This window comes from Vibrio renipiscarius, from assembly GCF_000827885.1.
Lineage (GTDB): Bacteria > Pseudomonadota > Gammaproteobacteria > Enterobacterales > Vibrionaceae > Vibrio > Vibrio renipiscarius.
Window position 1 is genome coordinate 187,035 of sequence record NZ_JTKH01000003.1, and the last position, 19,308, is coordinate 206,342.

A 19,308-nucleotide genomic window follows, 5' to 3' on the forward strand; every position below is an offset into this window, starting at 1 on the left:
GAAACTAAGGGCAAACTGACAACGCCGAGTGTAGCAAATCGTGTTGATACATTTGTTATACCGTAAGACTTTCTGAGTACATTTTTCGGTATGAACGATGTTCTAAGTCCGTAGAACTCAGACCAAACTTACTTGCTAAAATAATCAGTTCAGACCGATAACTTTCAAGTAAGCTCTCATCGTCAGTCATAATCGCAAATTCAGCAAAATCACCTAACCCATTAAGAGTATCGACAGTAATATGAAATTCACCAACAAAGTAAATACTACGCGTTTTCTTCATGGCTAAAACAACATCATAGCCCATTGTATTAAGCATATTTTTCGCTTTATTGGCATCGGTGATATTCGTTGCTTCACAACGGTCAGCCTCTGGCCCTTTAACTATCCAAAGTTTAATTCCAGACGGTTCCATTTCACGAATGCAAAGACTTTTATTTTCAGCCAAAAGTACTTGTTCAGGAGTATCAAAGTAACAATCAGATTCTAAGTTATCTTCAAGCATGACTTCATACGTCATTGAATTCAATATAGTTAAAAACTGAGATTTAGACTTCAGCCTATATTTCAATTCTACTTCAAACTTACCTTCAAAATGTTCTGACATCGAATCACTACTTACTAAAAATGATAAAGAAGGCTAGATTAGCACGCTAATTCACGGATTTTAGTTAACTACGTTCGATTACGGTAGCCTTGTTATATTTAAGGCTTTGAACTCAAAAGGATCCCACTACCCATTCCTATAAATAAGCTGCCTGAAACTTTTGCGAGCCTACCCTCGAATTTTTTTGTACTCAGCTTTTTCCCTATTCGGCAAATGGCTAGTGCATAGTTCAAATGGACGCTCGCTACAATAACGCAAATCGATAGATACATTATGACAAATTGCGCCATATGAGAATGAGTTGTATCTAAAAATTGAGGCAAGAATGCCGATAGAAAAATCATAGTTTTAGGATTACTTACTGAAACAAAGAATGCCTCTCGGAACAGAGATTTTGAATTCCTTTTCTTTAGCTCAAAGCCGAGTTTTGATAGTTCAAGGCTATCTTTCCTTATTTGTTTGAAACTTTTAATTCCAAGGTAAATTAAATACAAACCACCCACACACTTCATGACAAAAAACCATGTTGGTAGACGAGTAAGAATTTCCCCAACACCTACGGCAACCAAACCAACAATGAGAAATTGACAAAATAGGTTACCTAGAATGGTAACAAAAGCAGACCCAATACCGTATTGAACACTATTTTTCACAACCAACAGTACATTAGGGCCCGGCGATAATGTAACGACTAAATACGCAAGAAAAAACATCAACCAAGTATCTAAATTCATTGAACACTCCTTTGCTCAAAAAAAAGATAACGCCTTACTAGCGGGCGATAACGCGTTACCACCTAACTTGAATATTGTGCCCTAAACACGGCGCTTAAACTGTGAGTTGAGTTCGCCAAGCGTTAGGAGTCCCTGTTAAGTAATTTGTTATAGGCCAGTTCCCCGTAGCCTAGACCTGTTCTAATTTGAAAGGCGAACACGGCGTGCCTTGGTGGTATTTTAGTTGCCAAGATGTACCTGTAAAAACCCAAATAGAACAACGTTTTGCGTAGCCACTGACTTCGCCTGCTTCGTCGACAATGGCTGACTTATACTTTAACAGTTGGACAGATGGTTCAAGTTGAATACATTCATAGTTTTGCGAATGAACACGAGCACTTGAAGGTTTTTCAGTTTCCATCATTTCAACGATAGAAGAATAGTCATAGCTATTCCCTGATTTACCAACTTCTGAAAAGTGCGGGTGAATCAAACGCTCTCTATCGGCCTTGTTTTGTCGGATTTCGTACTTATGAAGCTCAACTTCTTGTTCAACTAATATATCCATATATTCTCCGAAAGCGATAAGGCATATAACGAATGACATGGATTCCCCCTCCCGAGGATCTGCCACACTTAAGTGGAATACATTTGCACCGGAGGCACCATGTCTGATTATTCTTATTTTTGCGGTATCGACCTGGCTAAAAACCATTTTAGTCTTCATGCTGTCGACCAAAATGGCAAAGTCCTACTTCATAAGTCGGTTACTCGCTCTAAACTGCTGACTACAATAGTAAATATGCCGCTCATGTGTATAGGCGTTGAAGCGTGTAGTGGTGCACATTATTGGGTAAGAACACTCAATAAACACGGGCATACTACCTTAATCACTAAGCGCAGCGCATAGCAAAAATGCCATGCGTTGCGAATCACTCTTAAACAGTTTATTACATAGCATGCCGAGACAAGTAATGTTTTGCGGTTTCTCTATGACCTTTTGTAAATTTTGAGTTGTTAGATACTTCCCTAAAAATTTCAACAATAGGTTTACCGGCGATTAAATGAACATTGCTATTTAGAAGTCTATGGAGCATCAACAAGCTCATTGCGTGAGGTTTGTTTAGGACAGATTTTACAAGCTCTTTCTCATAGTTCCCAATATTCTCTAGAGCGTGAACTATCGACCAAAAAGTACCGTAACCGTCATGCTCAGGATTACGCTCCAAAACAAACAGCAAACTTTTAACGACTCGAATATCATTAAAATCAAAAGCTTCTTCGACTAATTCGTCTAGAGCCTCCCATTCGTCATTCATTGGGAAAAAACTGTCGATATCCTTCACAACATCTTCAATATTTCTCATTGATAGCTCCTGCTATGTAACGCCTGTTTAAACTGTGAGTGAGCGTGTGCCATGTTTGAGCGTTAGCGAGTTCGGCACGCGTTTACGAATCAGATTTAAATTTCTTGTTGAACGAAGCCGCTCTGCGGCAGAGTGAAAGATACTATCATCCATACTTTCAGTCGCGCCTTTATGTTAAGACGATTACTGGAGATAACCCGATGAACTCAAACGAACAACAACGCTACCATGCGCTTTATGAACAATACCTTACCAACTTAACTCTGCAAGGGAAACGACCCGCCACCATGGATGCTTATTCTCGTGCGGTTCGTCGTACTTATTCAACGCATTCGCGCTGGCCACCATGTGGCGCGCAAGAATGATGACGGCGATAAAACAGCACCCTGATTTGTGGTTACCTCAGGACATACCCAAACAATGGGTGGTCGATTGTCGTCAAGTTGGCAATGGAGAACCTGCATTAGAATATCTGTCTCGCTACCTTTATCGCGGCGTGTTGCCTGACCGCGACATTCTCCATATTTGCGATGACGCAGTGACTTTTCGCTATAAAGACAGTCGCACTCAAATGTGGAAAACACGCTGTCTGCCACTACTTAAATTCTTGCTTTTGATTTTGCAACATGTGTTGCCGAAAGGATTACAACGGGTACGAGATTACGGCTTCTTACGCGGCCAAAATAGACAAACATATGAGCTAAACCATTGGGACATAAACACTGAATACAAAATAAGCCAAAAATGCCGAGCGTTGGGCATCCGTCTTAAACGCTTGTATGGCTGCGTTTCAAAACTGGTAATACTTCTGCGGTTTCAGTATCTAGCATGTCTAAAACACTTTCAAAACCATGTATAGGCCACCAACCTAATTTCTCACGTGCGGACGACGAATCATATACTCGATCTAAGCTTTGAGGTAATTGCCAACTTCTTTGTTGAAACGCTAGCGCGATTTCTGGGCACTTGCGTTTGATAACAGCCCCAGCTTCAATATATAGAGCTTCACAATCAGAAAAATGAAAAGGTGTTGCACCTGATATTATAAAACGATTAAAACCGCTTAAGCGTTTTTCCACAGCACATAAATGAGCATTTGCTACATCGCGAGCATCAATACCACGAGTCAGGCGAAATACAGCCATTAAATCCGCAGGCTCAGGAAAGCATCTCGACATTTGCAGCACAGTCACTGGGAGCTGAAACAGATTTGAAATTTCTTCTAGCTTAGTTTCAGCCGCTATTTTACTTTTATGATAAATCGACTTGGGTTGAGGGGTAACTTCCTCATCAATCCAACCAGCAATACTTTTTGGCGTCGAAGCATAGCCGTACAACGCAGTTGTACTGGTAAAAACAAAGTGCTTAATACCTGCTTTTATACCAGCTAAAGCCAATTTCTCAGTCGCATCTACGTTGATTGATTGAAATTCTGAATCAGAAACTAAACCAACATGAGGAGCATGAACAGCCGCTGTATGAACGATAACATCAATATTTTCAAGAATCCCATCAATCAAAGCGCTATCACGGATATCACCAATGTAATCAGCTGTTGAGCAAGGTGTTTTATCAATGCCTACTACGTCATGTGTTCGCATTAATTTAATATAGATTGCACGACCAACCCTACCTGCAGAGCCTGTTACCAAAATTCTCATTACGACACCTTACTAATGATTAACCTCAAAGCAGCTAACGCCATCGCACAATTTACCAATAAAGAGGCTTCGGGCTTGTTCAACACTCGGGATTTAACGCTGGCTACGCAGCGCTTAATCCTCATTTGTTATGTGAATTTTTCCAGCGATATCAATACACACAACCATTAAACTCAATGACTTGATTACTTAGAACATGACTGCCTTTGTAAGTCTTAATCATGCCTCCGCGGTAGACAAACTCATTCCAATTTTCCTGCTGTATGTCGAAGTAATGAATAGGAAAAAGTAATTCTGAATACCCTGAACTTCGATATACATCTGGCTCATAAGCGAATAGAAAAGAATGAGTTACACCAAAAGAAACCAAGTATTTATCCAGTTCTTTTACGATGACTTTGGCTAACCCAAGACCGCGCTTATTTGGTGCAACAGCAATGCCACCAACTATGCCCGCTTTGAAGATTGTTGAGCCTTGTGACATTAAACGGCTGTAAGCAAAACCAGTAGCAATAATCTGATTTTCGTCTTCAATTATAACTGTACAAACGAACTCGTGATTAAAATTGACCATAGAATTTTGGCCAAAAACCGAGTTTAGATGTGTATTAAGTGCAGCTTCATGCGCCTCAATTTCACCATTTTCGAAGACTGATATTTTCAACATGAGCTCCATTCACATAACGCTCGCTTAAGTGGTGAGCAACGCAATACCGATGTTGCTCACCCCTTAATCACTAAATTCAACGCATAATGAAAATGCCACGCGTTGCGAATCCGTCTTGAACGCTTTGTTATGAGTATCACTTAAATGGTGTGAGATCTATACCTTCAATGTCACAAACAGCTTTCACTGTTGGATGATCCGACAAGCGATTAAGATAGCTAGCCAAGTGTTTGAATGTCAAAGGCGATCTCTGAATTGGTAACGACCACTCAGCCAACATGAACAAGAAGTAGTCACACGCAGACAGAGTGTCACCTAGTAGGTAATCATTATGCTCTAGCTGATCATTTATGATCGACAAAGCTTCAGCTATACGCTCATCTTGAGCCGCTACGACATTTGGGATCGTTGACTCATCATTTGTATGACGATGTGGATAATAACGAACCATTAACTCAGCTTGAAGCGTGTTGTTTAGAAAAGCTAACCATTGAAAGAACAGCGGACGCGCAGAGTCACCAATAACCGGAATTAGCCCTTGTTCAGGGTGTAATTCACAAATATGAATACAGATTGCTGGGCTCTCAAAAATAGCCTGTTCGTTATACACGAGAGTAGGAATACGACCAGCTGGATTCAGCTTTAAATACTCAGCTGATTTTTGCGAATTTGACTTCTTATCAACCAGTAAGAGATCGTATTCAGCGCCAACATGATGAAGTAGAAAATGCGGAGCTAAACTCGCATTGTTTGGGTAGTAATATAGCTTAAACAAAACAACCTCCATATTGAAAACTAGCGGATACTCATAACGCCCAATTAAGGTGTGAACAACGCTACCACTTAACCTAAAGCATTGTGCCATAAACACTAAGCTTGAAGTAGAAGCAAAAACGCCAAGCGTTGAGAATCCCTCTTAAATTGTTTGTTAACTTATATTTTCATCAAGCTGATCCTTGATATTTAGTAGGAAGAACCCCCAGACTAAAAAACAATATGACCAGAATTTACTTATATCTGGCACTATGTTCGGTAACTCAACTTCAAATAAACCTAGTAAAGCAAATACAAAGAAGATAGTCGCACAAAGTGGTACGATGCCACCACCGATGAAAATATGAACCATCGCTATTAGTGCATACAAGCAAGCTCCCCAAAATGCTATCCATATAGATTTACCTACGACGATTAATCCAAGTCGAGCCAATGCTTGAGAACCTGTTAGTTCGTCATGGATTTCAAATGAAAAATAACCATCCCAGCCAATCGTGAAGCCTGTTTGAATCATGTAAGCCACAGCTAGCATCGGCAATGCAAAGATTTTAGCTAAATCGCTTAAATGCTTTACATCTGAAAATTTTGGGACAATATCCACCCAAACACTCCTATATAAGTTAACGAATGACATGGATTCCCCCTCCCGAGGATCTGCCACACTTAAGTGGAATACATTTGCACCGGAGGCACCATGTCTGATTATTCTTATTTTTGCGGTATCGACCTGGCTAAAAACCATTTTAGTCTTCATGCTGTCGACCACAATGGCAAAGTCCTACTTCATAAGTCGGTTACTCGCTCTAAACTGCTGACTACAATAGCAAATATGTCGCTCATGCGTATAGGCGTTGAAGCGTGTGGTGGTGCACATTATTGGGCAAGAACACTCAATAAACTCGGGCATGATGCGCGCATTATGGCCGTTAAATACGTCATCCCTTATCGAACCAAAGGAAAAGATGACCTTAATGATGCCGTTGCTATCTGTGAAACTGTTCAGCGTCCATCAACTCGCTTTGTACCTATAAAATCCCCTGAACAACAAGCCATCTTATCTGTGCATCGAATGCGAGAACATTGGGTTCGCGAACGCACCGCGCTAATGAATCGGATGCGAGCCCTATTGTCTGAGTTTGGACTCATCATCCCTGTTGGTCGTTCATCATTAATGAAGCAAGTGCCGTTAATGCTTGAAGATGCTGAGAATGCACTACCATGCCTCGCAAGGACCGTTATTTCCGATGCGTATCACCACCTCGACGAGTTAAATCAACGTATCGCAGATACAGAACAAGTCTTCGATGCTTGCGCGAAAGTCAGTGACAATGTTCGCCGAGTCATGACGGTTAGAGGGATTGGGCCTCAAACCGCCGCGGCAATACTGGCTTCGATAGGCAATGGGTCACAATTTGATAAAAGCCGCGACTTCTCTGCTTGGCTCGGCTTAGTACCAAAGCAATATTCCACAGGCGGTAAGCCTCGGTTAGGCCGAATAACCAAACACGGTGATAAATATCTCCGAACGTTATTGGTTCATGGCGCAAGAACGGTCATTGCAAACCTTGGTGACAAGCAAGATAGGTTGAGCCAATGGTGCAGAGGCGTTCTAGAGCGGAGAGGGATGAATCGAGCCATCGTGGCACTCGCGGCGAAAAACGCACGAATTATATGGTCACTTTTACACAATCAAACCGAATATGAAAACTATGCCGCTTAAGTAAAAACATAGGCAGCATAAAGAGTTAAACCCACCGGGTCATTGCAGACGCTAATGATGGAGATAGGTTAAGACCACTTGCGGAGAGCCTGTTAATGCGGCGGACACATTAGATGTCATCTAACGAATAAGGCACCGCAGTCGCGCAAAGTCATCAGGGCCACGATGTATATGAATCATCGATAAATAGGCCGAATGTAGAGCGGCAGTCCAAAACCCATCAACATAAGTTTAGCGGATGTTTGACAACCGGGGGAATCCATGTAGCGCATTAAGGTGTGAGCAACGCTATCACGAAACTTAACCCTACCACCGTAAACACAAAACCCAACGATGGAATGAAAAATGCCAAGCGTTGGGAATCACTCTTAAATGCTTTGTTATATTAATGGTTCACTCAAGAAACTTTTCTAATGTATTACCTACGTCTTCTTTGGTATCAAAGCAAATTTCGGCTAAAAGCTTACCATCACCCGTCAGAGAGTATTCGAGCGCAAGACCACGATCAAATATAGCCTGTCCAAGCTCTGACATACTGTAGCCTTGAGAGAATTTCTCTGGCTTCTTAATAGATATTTCCATCAGACCATTTGCTGTGTATATAGACTTGAGTTGATCAGAAATTGCGTTGTGCTCATATACTTCTTTCAACTTCAATAGGTCGTCAACGAACAGATTATTGATAACAGTCGATAATCGTAAAAACTGCTGGGTTGTAATTTCGCAAAACGCACAAGCTACAAACAATTTTCCAATTAGCCTTGGCTTCATGTTGTCATCAGACTTATCAACCAGATCCAAAAGTAAAAGCCCTGCTTGATCAACACCTCCTTTGCTCTGAGAAATAGCATCCATTACTTTTGCTTTCTCGTCTAAAGAAAGGTTTTGAATCTCATAGAAAAAATTGTAGATTTTTCGTGCGGAAATTTCGCCCTGAATCGTATTCAAGACATTGTAGCCTTTAAATAGAAGGCCGAATATTGGTAACGTCTCCAAACTATCAGCTAACTCTGACAAAACGATGTCTGAGATATCAGCAGATAAATCTAACGACCTTTCAGATTTCACTGTATTCGACATAGCCGAACCAAGTGTCACTTTAGTCATACAATTGCTCCGAATTTATTGAATTAATATAACGAATGACATGGATTCCCCCTCCCGAGGATCTGCCACACTTAAGTGGAATACATTTGCACCGGAGGCACCATGACTGATTATTCTTATTTTTGCGGTATCGACCTGGCTAAAAACCATTTTAGTCTTCATGCTGTCGACCAAAATGGCAAAGTCCTACTTCATAAGTCGGTTACTCGCTCTAAACTGCTGACTACAATAGCAAATATGCCGCTCATGCGTATAGGCGTTGAAGCGTGTGGTGGTGCACATTATTGGGCAAGAACACTCAACAAACTCGGGCATGATGCGCGCATTATGGCCGTTAAATACGTCATCCCTTATCGAACCAAAGGAAAAAACGACCTTAATGATGCCGTTGCTATCTGTGAAGCTGTTCAGCGTCCATAACTCGCTTTGTACCTATAAAATCCCCTGAACAACAAGCCATCTTATCTGTGCATCGAATGAGAGAACATTGGGTTCGCGAACGCACCGCGCTAATGAATCGGATGCGAGCCCTACTATTTGAATTTGGACTCATCATCCCTGTTGGTCGTTCATCATTAATGAAGCAAGTGCCGTTAATGCTTAAAGATGCTGAGAATGAACTACCAAACCGAATATGAAAACTATGCCGCTTAAGTAAAAATATAAGCAGCATAAAGAGTTAAACCCACCGGGTCATTGCAGACGCTAATGATGGAGATAGGTTAAGGCCACTTGCGGAGAGCCTGTTAATGCGGCGGACACATTAGATGTCATCTAACGAATAAGGCACCGCAGTCGCGCAAAGTCATCAGGGCCACGATGTAAATGAATCATCGATAAATAGGCCGAATGTAGAGCGGCAGTCCAAAACCCATCAACATAAGTTTAGCGGATGTTTGACAACCGGGGGAATCCATGTAGCCCTGTTAAGGTGTGAGCACCGCGATACCGATGCCGCCGCAAACCACCTTAAACAGATTGTTAGTTGCATTCTTCCACATACGCTAATAACGTGGAAATTGGTATGAAGCCATGGAGTTTAGTTGACAGGTCATGCGTTGGTGAGCCTATTGCTGCTACGCCAATAACTTCTTGACGGTCATTAAGAACGGGACCACCACTATTTCCATGTATTACAGGTATATCTAATAACCAAACGCGCTCACCAAACAATACTTTAGATTGGATAATTTTACCTGTATTGATATATGGAGTTTCACCAGGAGAATACTGGGGAAAACCTAATACGGTTACAACCGAACCAATGCCTATCTGACTATCATCACCTACTTGCAGGCGCTTAATACCGTTAAAGCTTGTAGTTGGCTTTAAAATAGCCAAATCTCTAGATCTGCATGATTTTTGAAATTTAACCGGACGCTTAGTTTCCTGCTCATGATGCCTAAATAGCTCCAAAAGCTCTGATAGATCCTCATCAATGCCGCGCACAACATGTTCATTTGTAACGATACCTATTCCCTTCAGCAAAAACGCGGTGCCTTGGCTATCGTCTAGCAAGTTCTCAACGACAAAGATCGAATCACAGGCTTTATCTAAAGGGGTTTGCACAAGTTCTGGTTTAGGTTTACCGATTAGTACAGAAAATTCATAAGCTACTTTTCTATATATTAAATCATCAGCGCCACGAACCATTTTAATAAAGTTAATTCTGCCTTTTACGATTTTCTTGAAAAATTGCCCTTTCTTTTCGTCAATTCGCCGCTGGTGTTTTTCAAATACAGTTTTTCCGTGAAACTGTCTTAAGTAGGTTTCTTCAGTGTCTTCGAGACCAAACTTTTTCCATGCATATAGCATGGAACGAGTTTGTTTTATGTACTTTCTCGATACATTCATACGCTCATTGACAATCACACCGGTGACTTCTTGTCTATTGCTTCGCGCAGCAATTCTGGTTTTATCCGAATTGATAACAAAACCATTCTCAGTAATAAGCTCCTTTAGCTCATTGCCCAAAGAGAGCTGTAGATCACGAGTTAACACAGCAATAGGCTTGGGTAAGCGCCCACGAGTTTGTGTGAACGAGAATGTTATATCGTCAGCATACCGTGTATATGTACACCTATTTTTGGAAGCTAATGTCTGCAGTTGCTTGTCTAAACGATACGCGATCATATTGGAGATAATTGGCGATGTTGGAGCACCTTGAGGCAACTTGCCATTGTGGCAGCACAAGTGAGACAAAACCGTTGCAACCGAGTGATGTAAGTTCAAAGGATGAGATTGGAAAAGGTTTCTAACACGACCGAAATGAATAGAGCCAAAGAAATCCTCAAGGTCTAGATTGAGTACGTATTTTTTATCAACATGCTTCGACGCATTTGTAACTATACTTCGTTCTTTTACAAAACCATGGGTCGCATTACGTGGGGTGTATACTTGAGCCAATTCGTTCGCTAGGAATCTTTGTATTTTTTTTAGCTCCTTTTTGGGCGCATCAATTAATCGAAACTCGCCATTTTTTTTAGGAATGCTAAAGCCTTTGTAAAGGTGATCAACGGACGGGTATATCAGTGTTTTCAGATCATCATAATTTGTAAAACCCAGATATTGAGCCAGCCCTTCGACACATGAACAATCTTTCAAGTTATTAGGTAGAGGTACTTGAATACTAGATGAGAATGCAGCTTTAGCTGCTATTTGGGAAATTAGTGAAATGTCTACCAAAGTAACAAACCCTTAAAGAACGAGGCGATTTTGTTTTCTCTTGTACAGCGTAACGGCATCATCAGGCTAGCTGAGGACCGGTAAAAAGAAACATGCTTATGACCGCCGCAGATTAACAGCAGAAAGTTAAACTCTCGCCTCTTGCCGCAGAATCTATAACAATACTCAACAGAATGCAATGCTCACTTGATGCAACTAACGAAAAGTTAAAGCGTGAACAACGCAATAACGATGCAACTGCAAACACCTTAATCACTAAAATCAACGCACAGTGAAAATGCCACGTGTTGTGAGTCGCATTTAAACGTCTTGTTATATTGGTGACTAAAGCTCATGACATCACGGAAATGCCTATCACACGCACATAAATTACGTCAAAAGGCACAAAATCGAAGCTGAGGTGAAGGGAAATGCACTACCTCAAAGTCAAAGCTCGTTCTGCATTTAATCGCCAGCGTATTAAGCAGACGAGATTTGCTTTGAGGGTAGCATGAGAATGACCTGCACTCTTCTATATTTTCGCCTCTAAACAACGCACTCGATGCTCAGTAATACTCTAGACACATCAGTTACACCCTGCCTTGATATCTTCGTCACCATATAACAGTTATTAGACAGAAAAATTCTATATTTAAATGCAGAATTTTTCTCTCTAGTTCTTTGCCACTACAATTCTAAAGTAAATTTCCTTTTATAAACAGAGGGCTATGATCACGAATCAGGTGGTCGAATCAAAAATGCAGGATTATTCAGCCTAGTTTTACGTACGTAACTCGCGTAGGCATTTGTCACTAAAAGGAGAGTTGCTTGGCGATTGATATCGCCTCCCTACTTGACGTTGCAGCAGCGTTAACTGGCACTTTCAAACCTCATCACATTGCGCATCTATACTCAGAGGCTTTGTTCACTTGTCGCCTACCCGCATTTTCACGTTGTATGGGCATAAAAGGGGCAAATGACAAGCGGATTACCGTTCGCGACCGGATAATAAAACACATCTAACTCATTAATTTTTAGATATTTGATCTGCACCGTTCGCGAAATGAGAAAAATATGATTTACTCACTCCAAGACCATATATCTATCGCGAACTGAGGTTTGTTTAGCCATCATCGAGCTTAAACTTCGTTCACAAAATAGATGTGTTCTGCTACTCCTCACCAGCGCCATGCCAAACATCCCTTGCAACCAACGGATTAAATAGAAATATTAATCATCACGGAACGAACACATGAGTTTAAATCTAGAGCAACAGGTCAAGCTTGCCAAAGAAGGAAATAAAGCCGCATTAGAGGCGATTGTTAACAGCATTAAAAGCAGCGTGTATGGCCTTTCACTAAGAATGTTGGGGCATCCTGAAGATGCCGAAGATCAAACTCAGGAAATTTTAATCAAGGTCATCACCAACCTTTCTAACTTTCGTGAAGAGAGCGCTTTTAAAACATGGGTATATAAAATTGCCAGCAACCACCTTCTGACTAAACAAAAACAGTTCAATGCCAGGCCTGAGCTTACTTTTGAGTCCTTTGGGGAAATCATCGGGTCCATGACCGAGCACGCGCCTACTCTTGAGGCGTCAAACCCAGAACGAACTGTGCTATTGGAAGAGACAAGGCTTGGTTGTATGCAAGCCGCACTATCCTGTTTAGATAAAGAAGTCCGAATTGCTATGATTCTCACCGAGTCATATGGCGTAACCAGTAAGGAAGGCGCGTTTATATTAGGCATTACCCCAGAAGCATATCGAGCCCGCCTATCTCGCAGCAAAAAATCACTGCAAGTGTTTATGACTCAACACTGTGGTCTGGTGCGCAAAGACAATGCTTGCCAGTGCCACCAGCCAGCCGCGATTCGCTTAAGCCAAAATAATCAAGCCGACACCGATACGTTTGTCATTAGAGAGATTGCCACTCATGGTAGAGCTGCATTATTGGCAAAGTTAGATGAACTGTCAGAGATAGATCGCACCATCGCAATGTTTCGTCGCTATCCTGAATACCAAACGCCCGATTCATTTCTAACGATTGTTTCTACTTTAATCAGCTCTGGTGCATACAGCGTTTTTAACTAAGGTGTTTCGCCTAATACTCAAGTACGACCGCAATTTTAATTGAGCGGTCGTGTCCAGATTGGCAACAGAGCGTCACTAAACAGAAGAAGATGAATACGTGCAAACAGCTCATTTTTTGTGGCGCTTTAAGCGAAGTCTTGCCGATAGCCTTCTCCACCTAAACACCACACACAAAAAATAAAATAAAAAAGTCTCTTTTTTGTGTCACAGTTTTTTTTCTCGAAAGTCTAATTAAGTATGCCCCCATGAAAACCATCACATTCATGGCTCGAACATCACTTTGGATATTATTCTACAAGCACAGAGATATTTATAAATGAATAGACGTAACTTCGTAAAAAATGGACTTATCGGCGTTGGGGTTGCAATGACCTCGTCACATCTCCTCGCGAAAGAGTCCGCAGGAAAACAAACGGATAAACCACACATTCGTTTTCCATCGGTTGGGAATAAAATCACGGCGACAATCGTTTCAAGCGAAGTTCCTTGTACGATCGGCATGAAGCCAGGCGATGAGTTTGATTTAGGTTTCCGTAAATGCGGTGATTTCTGTGGATTTTTCTATAGCAGCATTCATAAATCAATTATGGGGCTTCAATTCAGTCAAACCGCCTCCCCTTCAGAAACTCATGTATTCGAGTGTCCTAATGATAAAAAACGGGTCAAAGTCGAATTGAGAATAGGCGAAGCTTAAATAAGCAATTTGTGAGTTTAGCGCGCATTTATTGAGGTGCTAGACTCACAAAAATCGACACAATATCAATATCAATATCAATATCAATACCAGTACCGCGAGTATCACTCATCTTCCGCAAAGCCTTTTTATTTTAAAGTGACCGCTTATTTTACATTGAAAACCTTTATTGGGGTTTAGCCTGTCTGAACTGAGCAATAATACGATCAATGGTTTGGTCGTCTGTTTGATTGTCTTCTTTTAGTATTGGGATAAGCCAATCACAGCCCGCCAATAAAGAGTGATTCTGCCATTGTTCAAACTCGTTCAGCCCACTTCTTGATAGAGAAATAGCGCCGCCACGCTCACCGTGCCCTCCCGCGATGCTTTCACCGAAAGTCAGCAGTTTCTCTGCATTAAAGGGATTAATATAAACAAAGTAAACGTGATGCGTTGAATGCTGCTTTGTCGGAGCTTGGTTCTTCATCGCGATCGGCAGCAATTTGGACTGGCGCTTTTCTAGCGATATTTCATCAGACATATCCCACAATTGAGAAGCGGATAATGATACTTCGCCATCCCAAACGTTTTTGCCATTCCAAATCTGACTTTTGTTCACCGCATTCCAACGTAGTCCATCGGCATGTTCCACATACGACTGCAGCTTATGAGGAAAGTGAAGAAACCAAATTTCAGTGTCACTTAACCCTTGATTAGGAAAGACGCGAAATTCACCATTATCGAATCTGATAACGAGTTCCCCCCCCTCTATCGGTATTACTTTTTGAATCTTCATGTTTACCCAGCCCGAGAACGATTGAGACTTATATCACCCTGAAAAAGAATAAGTACCGCAATACCAAATCGAGGGCAAACTTCTCTCATTACACGTGCGCAGCGCATAACAAAAATTGAAAAACCAGTTACGACGGATTGGCTTTGGTCATAAATAAACCACTAATTGTGCACAATTAAACACTTAGCTCCCCCACCAAAGTAAGCTATGATTCCTTATCCCTCGACTAGATTGATACCTTATGGCTGCCTTCTCTGTTTCTCTGATCCCTGTCGGGGTTAGATTTATGATCCTTTCTGCGTTTGGCTTTGCGTTAATGTCGGCATGCGTTAAATATGTCAGCAACTATGGTTTACCGGTCTTTGAGATCGTTGCCGCGAGGGCGTTGGTGTCACTGGTGATTAGTTACTTTGACGTTAAACGAAAGAAGATTTCAATATGGGGCAACAATAAGCCATTGTTACTATTGCGCGGCATGGTGGGCACCGCCTCCCTCATGTGTGTCTATTACGCCGTCACGACCTTGCCTTTGGCTGAGGCGACGATCTTGCAATACGTTCATCCCGTGTTTACAGCTTTGCTGGGTGTCTTGTTTCTTAAAGAACGCATTCAAAAATCGACATTGATTTGTATCGCCTTCTGTCTCGCAGGTCTGCTTGTGATGGTTCAACCCAATATGAACAGTGCTATCGTCAATGAACTGCCGTTATTCAGTATTATGATTGCGCTCGGGGGAGCATTTGGGAGTTCTATCGCGTATGTCATTGTAAGAAAACTCAGTCAAACCGAAGATAGCTCAGTGATCATTTTCTATTTCCCACTGGTGGCTCTTCCAATCTCTACAGTGCTGATGTGGGATGGCTTTGTGTGGCCAGACTTGTTCTTGACGATCATGTTGGTGTTTGTGGGCATATTTACTCAAATAGGCCAGTACGGTTTAACCAAAGCGATGCAAACCCAAGCGGCAGGCAAAGCTTCTGCGTACTCTTATGTGCAAATCCTTTTCTCTACGCTACTTGGCGTGTGGGTATTTAACGAAATACCGTCTGTCTGGACCTATTTAGGCGGGGGATTGATCATTACCGGCGCGCTGATTAACGTGTTTGGCAAACAATTACTGGCCCCTTTCAAGGCGCGATAACCTCGGCCATATTTTAGCCTTGGTATTTATCGAGATAGTCCTGTAGGCGCTCGATATCAAGCGGTCTCAATGTCGATTTATCGTGAGATTTAATGATAAGCCCCTCATCTATCAATTCACGAATGATGCGGGCGTAAGCGCGTTCAGTACAACCAAAGCGCTCCGCTTCTTGATACATGTAAGAGTGATGAATCGACTGGGTGGGTGAAACATGCCGCGTGACCATATCTTTGATGATATTAAACTTTAGCGGGTATAACGATCGTTCGAGCGCAATATTCATCGTATGTTGGTAGATGCTTGAAATGCGATGGTTCAACCAAAAAGCCACTTTAGTTTCTCTTAGTAAGAGCTCGGTAAACGTCTGCGTCGGGATCGCAATCAGATCCGTTTTAGCGGTCGCAATCATGTCAAAGGGGCTTAACTCACCGGAGAAAAACTCAAACTCACCAAACAAATTATCGGCTAACGAATAATCCCCTAGACTAAGGCGCTTACCATTTTTTGCCGTATGTACAATGGCAAAATGCGCCGGACTCGCCCAGTAGATTTCATTCACCTCTTGGTGCTGTTTCACGATGTAATCGCCTTTATTGACACTCACGCGGCGAAAGTTCTCTTGCGCGATAAATGCGCGAACAATCTCATAACCTTGTTGTAAAAGTCGTGTTTTATCCATCTTGATCCTTTGCCCCTAAATGGCCATGACACCTTGGTATTTTGTGACCAGACAATTGTCATGTTATTGCCCTAACACGATTCGATATATTTGCCCACCTCAATCAAAACAACGGCTTCCCTCACTCCGCCGCAGTATAGGTGATAACGATATCGCTCGGCGAGTCACCATAACCACTGAGTGAGAACGAAGCGCAACTCGCAGCTAGGTAAACATGAACACGAACCAACCTCCATCAAAAATCATCGCCATTATTGCGATGTCATTAATCGTACTGAGCCCCTTAGCCATCGACATCTACTTACCGGCCTTCAGTGAGATCTCAACCTCATTTGCGGTTGATGTGGCTCGGCTACAAGATTCAATCACACTCTTTATGGTTTCCCTCGGCATCGGCCAACTTGTTGCGGGCCCAATGGCAGACAAATACGGCCGCAAGTTAGTCGCCTATATGGGTATCGCCATCTACTTCGTGAGTGCCATTGCTGCGTATTTTTCGACTAGCATTGAGGCGCTGCTCGCCGCCCGTTTAATGCAAGGCTTTGGTACAAGCGCCACCACGGTGATCGCTTTTGCATTAGTAAAAGATAACTTTAGTGGCGAACACGGCAACAAGATGATCAGCTACCTCAATGGCGCGATTGCGTGCGTTCCGGCGTTAGCTCCTACATTAGGGCATTGGTTAACGATACATTATGGATGGCGCGCCAACTTTGGCTTTTTGGCGTTGTTCTCTTGTGTCGTAGGGATTGCGATATGGTTATTTATCACTGAAACCGGAAGCGCGGAAACAAAGAACGACAAAAACCAAGCGTTATTCAGCGTTGAACGTTACATGTCTATTTTGAAAGTGCCGAGTTTTCTTTTCCATGCCACACTTTGTGCACTGACGATTAGCGCGATTCTTGCTTACATTACTTCAGCGCCAATTTGGTTGATCTCGACACTGCAAATAGAAACGTCTGAATTTACACTTTGGTTTGCAGCAAACGCCGTCATCAATATTTTGGCTTGTATCATCGCACCGAAATTAATGACCACATTCAGCAGTCGCCGCATTCTCCAATTTGGCTTATTGATACTCGTTGCCGCAGGCGGTTTAATGCAGGTCCTTGGCTACACTCACACGGCGTGGGGCTTTATGTTGCCTATCTTCCTATCCTCGATTGGCTTTGCCTTCATCCTTGGCGCATCAGCAACCAAGGCGCTCGCCCCTTTTCCTGAACAAGCGGGAACCGCAGCGGCGATGCTGGGACTTATCCAATTAAGTGGCAGCGGCATCATTGCTATCGCCATCCAGAGTTTAGGCTTAATGTCGCCAGATCTCATTTCATTGCAACTGTGGCTCACCATTCCGGCACTGATCATCATTTGCAGTAAAAAAGGATTGGTTTTGCACCCTAAGCAGAACGCTTAAATCACGTCAATGTCGTTCCAACGCGACAAAAAATAGCGAACGCCGAGCCACACTTAGGGATGGATTGTGTGGCTTAGGCATGGCATCGTTGTTTACCAGGCAACGCCTCTCATTTGCCGTTCTGATTTGCAGTTCTGAATTAGCGCTCTGATTTGCGTAACAACATCGCTCACCGCTTGAGGCGTATTGATTGCAAGTGGCGATAAAGGTAGACCCACAGCCCCACCGCTAGGCATAACATTGCCGCGGTGATCCCCCAAAACCCCCACGGATTATGCGTATCAGGAATCCCCCCAACATTCATCCCAAGCAAGCCGGAAACAAACGTTAACGGCAAGAACACTGTGGCCACGATGGTTAAGTTAAAGCTTGATTGAGACATGGCTTCAGAGAGCTTGGAATCATCTAAGCTTTGCAACATATCGATGCGTGTTAGCAGATCATCCAAATTCTCTAAATGAAGATCAACATGGCGAGACACTCTCACCAATGCCCCTTTATCTTCGCCATCAAACAACAAGGTGGGATCGATAATTCGGATGGATAACGTGTTGTGCAACACCGCTAAAATACGTCGAGTCTTGCAAATCTCTCCGCGTAATTTGAGTAATAACCGCGCATCAAAAGTCTGGCCTCGGTCAAAGTACTGGTCTTCGAGAACGGCAATTTGGTCGGAAATCGCAAACGTCACTTTTTCGATATGAACAATCAAGTTTGTGACGATTTGGCAAAAAACATCCATCACTTTAGCGCCCTGTTGATCGGCCTTGTGAGCAGATTTTTTAGACTCTGCGTTTTCGCCGGTTAAGGACTCGGATTGAAGATTGTCGAGATAAGCGTAAGTTTTATCAATGGCCATTACCGGGTGGTAACGAATGGTAATAATACGATTCGCATCGATGAATATTTTTAAGTCCACCAAACCTATAGGGTTGATGGTTGGTTTATCACCACTCACTTTTAGAGCAATTAACACACTGCCATCATGGAGATTTCGGTGATTGACGAAGTTTTCCCTTAGCAAAAACGCCACCAGATCGTCTGAGAGCCCACTATCAGAAGTCAACCAATCGCTGTCCTCTGGCTTGGAAAGATCAACATCAATCCAGCAGGTTTCTTCTTTGTTATTATGACGGTCAGAGACACGATTTTTTAACGATGTGATTATTGGCATTTTCATCCTTAGTTGCCATCAGAGCATGCTGAATATCCTTGATAGGCATTCCGTTA

The 19,308-nt window shown here is 42.4% G+C and carries 18 protein-coding genes and 4 pseudogenes; 9 read left to right on the forward strand and 13 right to left on the reverse strand.

Annotated features, from left to right (window positions below):
- Positions 1–55: 55 nt before the first annotated feature.
- The 3 genes from cyaB to OJ16_RS01160 form a co-directional block, all read right to left on the reverse strand.
- The gene (gene cyaB, locus OJ16_RS01150; RefSeq protein ID WP_040986552.1) at positions 56–607 is read right to left on the reverse strand and encodes a class IV adenylate cyclase; all 552 of its coding nucleotides are present in this window, start codon (positions 605–607) and stop codon (positions 56–58) included.
- Positions 608–705: 98 nt separating this feature from the next.
- Entirely contained in the window at positions 706–1,341 is a 636-nt protein-coding gene (locus OJ16_RS01155; protein WP_040986554.1) for a LysE family translocator, read from the reverse strand.
- Between the two features lie 169 nt (positions 1,342–1,510).
- On the reverse strand, positions 1,511–1,888 hold the full coding sequence (locus tag OJ16_RS01160) for a nuclear transport factor 2 family protein (RefSeq protein WP_040986556.1): 378 nt from the start codon (positions 1,886–1,888) through the stop codon (positions 1,511–1,513).
- A 99-nt stretch (positions 1,889–1,987) separates the two neighbouring features.
- Here OJ16_RS01160 and OJ16_RS19905 point away from each other — a divergent pair.
- Positions 1,988–2,212 (forward strand): annotated as a pseudogene (locus OJ16_RS19905) (IS110 family transposase); the annotation flags it as partial.
- A 58-nt stretch (positions 2,213–2,270) separates the two neighbouring features.
- Here the strand turns inward: OJ16_RS19905 and OJ16_RS01165 are convergent.
- Positions 2,271–2,687 carry a hypothetical protein gene (locus OJ16_RS01165; RefSeq protein ID WP_040986558.1) on the reverse strand — a complete coding sequence of 139 codons (417 nt, stop codon included), beginning with the start codon at positions 2,685–2,687 and terminating at the stop codon, positions 2,271–2,273.
- Positions 2,688–2,887: 200 nt separating this feature from the next.
- Between OJ16_RS01165 and OJ16_RS19680 the strand changes: the two are divergent.
- A pseudogene (locus tag OJ16_RS19680) lies at positions 2,888–3,031 on the forward strand (integrase); the annotation flags it as partial.
- Positions 3,004–3,369: pseudogene (locus tag OJ16_RS19685) on the forward strand (transposase); the annotation flags it as partial. The pseudogenes OJ16_RS19680 and OJ16_RS19685, both read left to right, overlap by 28 nt.
- An 85-nt stretch (positions 3,370–3,454) precedes the next feature.
- Here the strand turns inward: OJ16_RS19685 and OJ16_RS01170 are convergent.
- The 4 genes from OJ16_RS01170 to OJ16_RS01185 form a co-directional block, all read right to left on the reverse strand.
- Positions 3,455–4,348 carry an NAD-dependent epimerase/dehydratase family protein gene (locus OJ16_RS01170; RefSeq protein WP_040986560.1) on the reverse strand — a complete coding sequence of 298 codons (894 nt, stop codon included), beginning with the start codon at positions 4,346–4,348 and terminating at the stop codon, positions 3,455–3,457.
- Positions 4,349–4,499: 151 nt separating this feature from the next.
- Positions 4,500–5,015: a GNAT family N-acetyltransferase gene (locus tag OJ16_RS01175; RefSeq protein WP_236688469.1), complete on the reverse strand. Its 516-nt coding sequence runs from the start codon at positions 5,013–5,015 to the stop codon at positions 4,500–4,502.
- 136 nt (positions 5,016–5,151) lie between these two features.
- Positions 5,152–5,790, reverse strand: a complete 639-nt coding sequence (locus tag OJ16_RS01180) for a glutathione S-transferase family protein (protein WP_038219864.1) — start codon at positions 5,788–5,790, stop codon at positions 5,152–5,154.
- Positions 5,791–5,943: 153 nt separating this feature from the next.
- Entirely contained in the window at positions 5,944–6,390 is a 447-nt protein-coding gene (locus OJ16_RS01185; RefSeq protein ID WP_040986562.1) for a hypothetical protein, read from the reverse strand.
- Between the two features lie 93 nt (positions 6,391–6,483).
- On the opposite strand from OJ16_RS01185, the gene OJ16_RS01190 reads away from it, so the two are divergent.
- On the forward strand, positions 6,484–7,509 hold the full coding sequence (locus OJ16_RS01190) for an IS110 family RNA-guided transposase (RefSeq protein WP_040986563.1): 1,026 nt from the start codon (positions 6,484–6,486) through the stop codon (positions 7,507–7,509).
- Between the two features lie 393 nt (positions 7,510–7,902).
- Here OJ16_RS01190 and OJ16_RS01195 read toward each other — a convergent pair whose 3' ends face one another.
- The gene (locus OJ16_RS01195; RefSeq protein ID WP_040986565.1) at positions 7,903–8,616 is read right to left on the reverse strand and encodes a hypothetical protein; all 714 of its coding nucleotides are present in this window, start codon (positions 8,614–8,616) and stop codon (positions 7,903–7,905) included.
- Positions 8,617–8,718: 102 nt separating this feature from the next.
- Here OJ16_RS01195 and OJ16_RS19690 point away from each other — a divergent pair.
- Positions 8,719–9,245: pseudogene (locus OJ16_RS19690) on the forward strand (IS110 family RNA-guided transposase); the annotation flags it as partial.
- 352 nt (positions 9,246–9,597) lie between these two features.
- Here the strand turns inward: OJ16_RS19690 and OJ16_RS01205 are convergent.
- Positions 9,598–11,301, reverse strand: coding sequence for a reverse transcriptase domain-containing protein (locus OJ16_RS01205; protein WP_052810425.1), 1,704 nt, complete (start codon positions 11,299–11,301; stop codon positions 9,598–9,600).
- A gap of 1,231 nt (positions 11,302–12,532) precedes the next feature.
- On the opposite strand from OJ16_RS01205, the gene OJ16_RS01210 reads away from it, so the two are divergent.
- Positions 12,533–13,372, forward strand: coding sequence for an RNA polymerase sigma factor (locus tag OJ16_RS01210; RefSeq protein WP_052810424.1), 840 nt, complete (start codon positions 12,533–12,535; stop codon positions 13,370–13,372).
- Between the two features lie 316 nt (positions 13,373–13,688).
- Positions 13,689–14,066 carry a TIGR04076 family protein gene (locus OJ16_RS01215; protein WP_052810423.1) on the forward strand — a complete coding sequence of 126 codons (378 nt, stop codon included), beginning with the start codon at positions 13,689–13,691 and terminating at the stop codon, positions 14,064–14,066.
- A 166-nt stretch (positions 14,067–14,232) separates the two neighbouring features.
- Here OJ16_RS01215 and OJ16_RS01220 read toward each other — a convergent pair whose 3' ends face one another.
- Positions 14,233–14,841, reverse strand: coding sequence for a hypothetical protein (locus OJ16_RS01220; protein WP_040986567.1), 609 nt, complete (start codon positions 14,839–14,841; stop codon positions 14,233–14,235).
- Positions 14,842–15,082: 241 nt separating this feature from the next.
- Here OJ16_RS01220 and OJ16_RS01225 point away from each other — a divergent pair, with 241 nt between their 5' ends.
- Positions 15,083–15,982, forward strand: coding sequence for a DMT family transporter (locus OJ16_RS01225; protein WP_173425035.1), 900 nt, complete (start codon positions 15,083–15,085; stop codon positions 15,980–15,982).
- Positions 15,983–15,995: 13 nt separating this feature from the next.
- Here OJ16_RS01225 and OJ16_RS01230 read toward each other — a convergent pair whose 3' ends face one another.
- Positions 15,996–16,661 carry a Crp/Fnr family transcriptional regulator gene (locus OJ16_RS01230; RefSeq protein WP_040986569.1) on the reverse strand — a complete coding sequence of 222 codons (666 nt, stop codon included), beginning with the start codon at positions 16,659–16,661 and terminating at the stop codon, positions 15,996–15,998.
- A gap of 214 nt (positions 16,662–16,875) precedes the next feature.
- Here OJ16_RS01230 and OJ16_RS01235 point away from each other — a divergent pair, with 214 nt between their 5' ends.
- Positions 16,876–18,078: a multidrug effflux MFS transporter gene (locus OJ16_RS01235; protein ID WP_040986571.1), complete on the forward strand. Its 1,203-nt coding sequence runs from the start codon at positions 16,876–16,878 to the stop codon at positions 18,076–18,078.
- A 169-nt stretch (positions 18,079–18,247) separates the two neighbouring features.
- On the opposite strand, the gene OJ16_RS01240 is transcribed toward OJ16_RS01235, so the two are convergent.
- Complete coding sequence (locus OJ16_RS01240) at positions 18,248–19,252, reverse strand: CorA family divalent cation transporter (RefSeq protein ID WP_040986573.1); 1,005 nt, start codon at positions 19,250–19,252, stop codon at positions 18,248–18,250.
- Between the last annotated feature and the right edge of the window lie 56 nt (positions 19,253–19,308).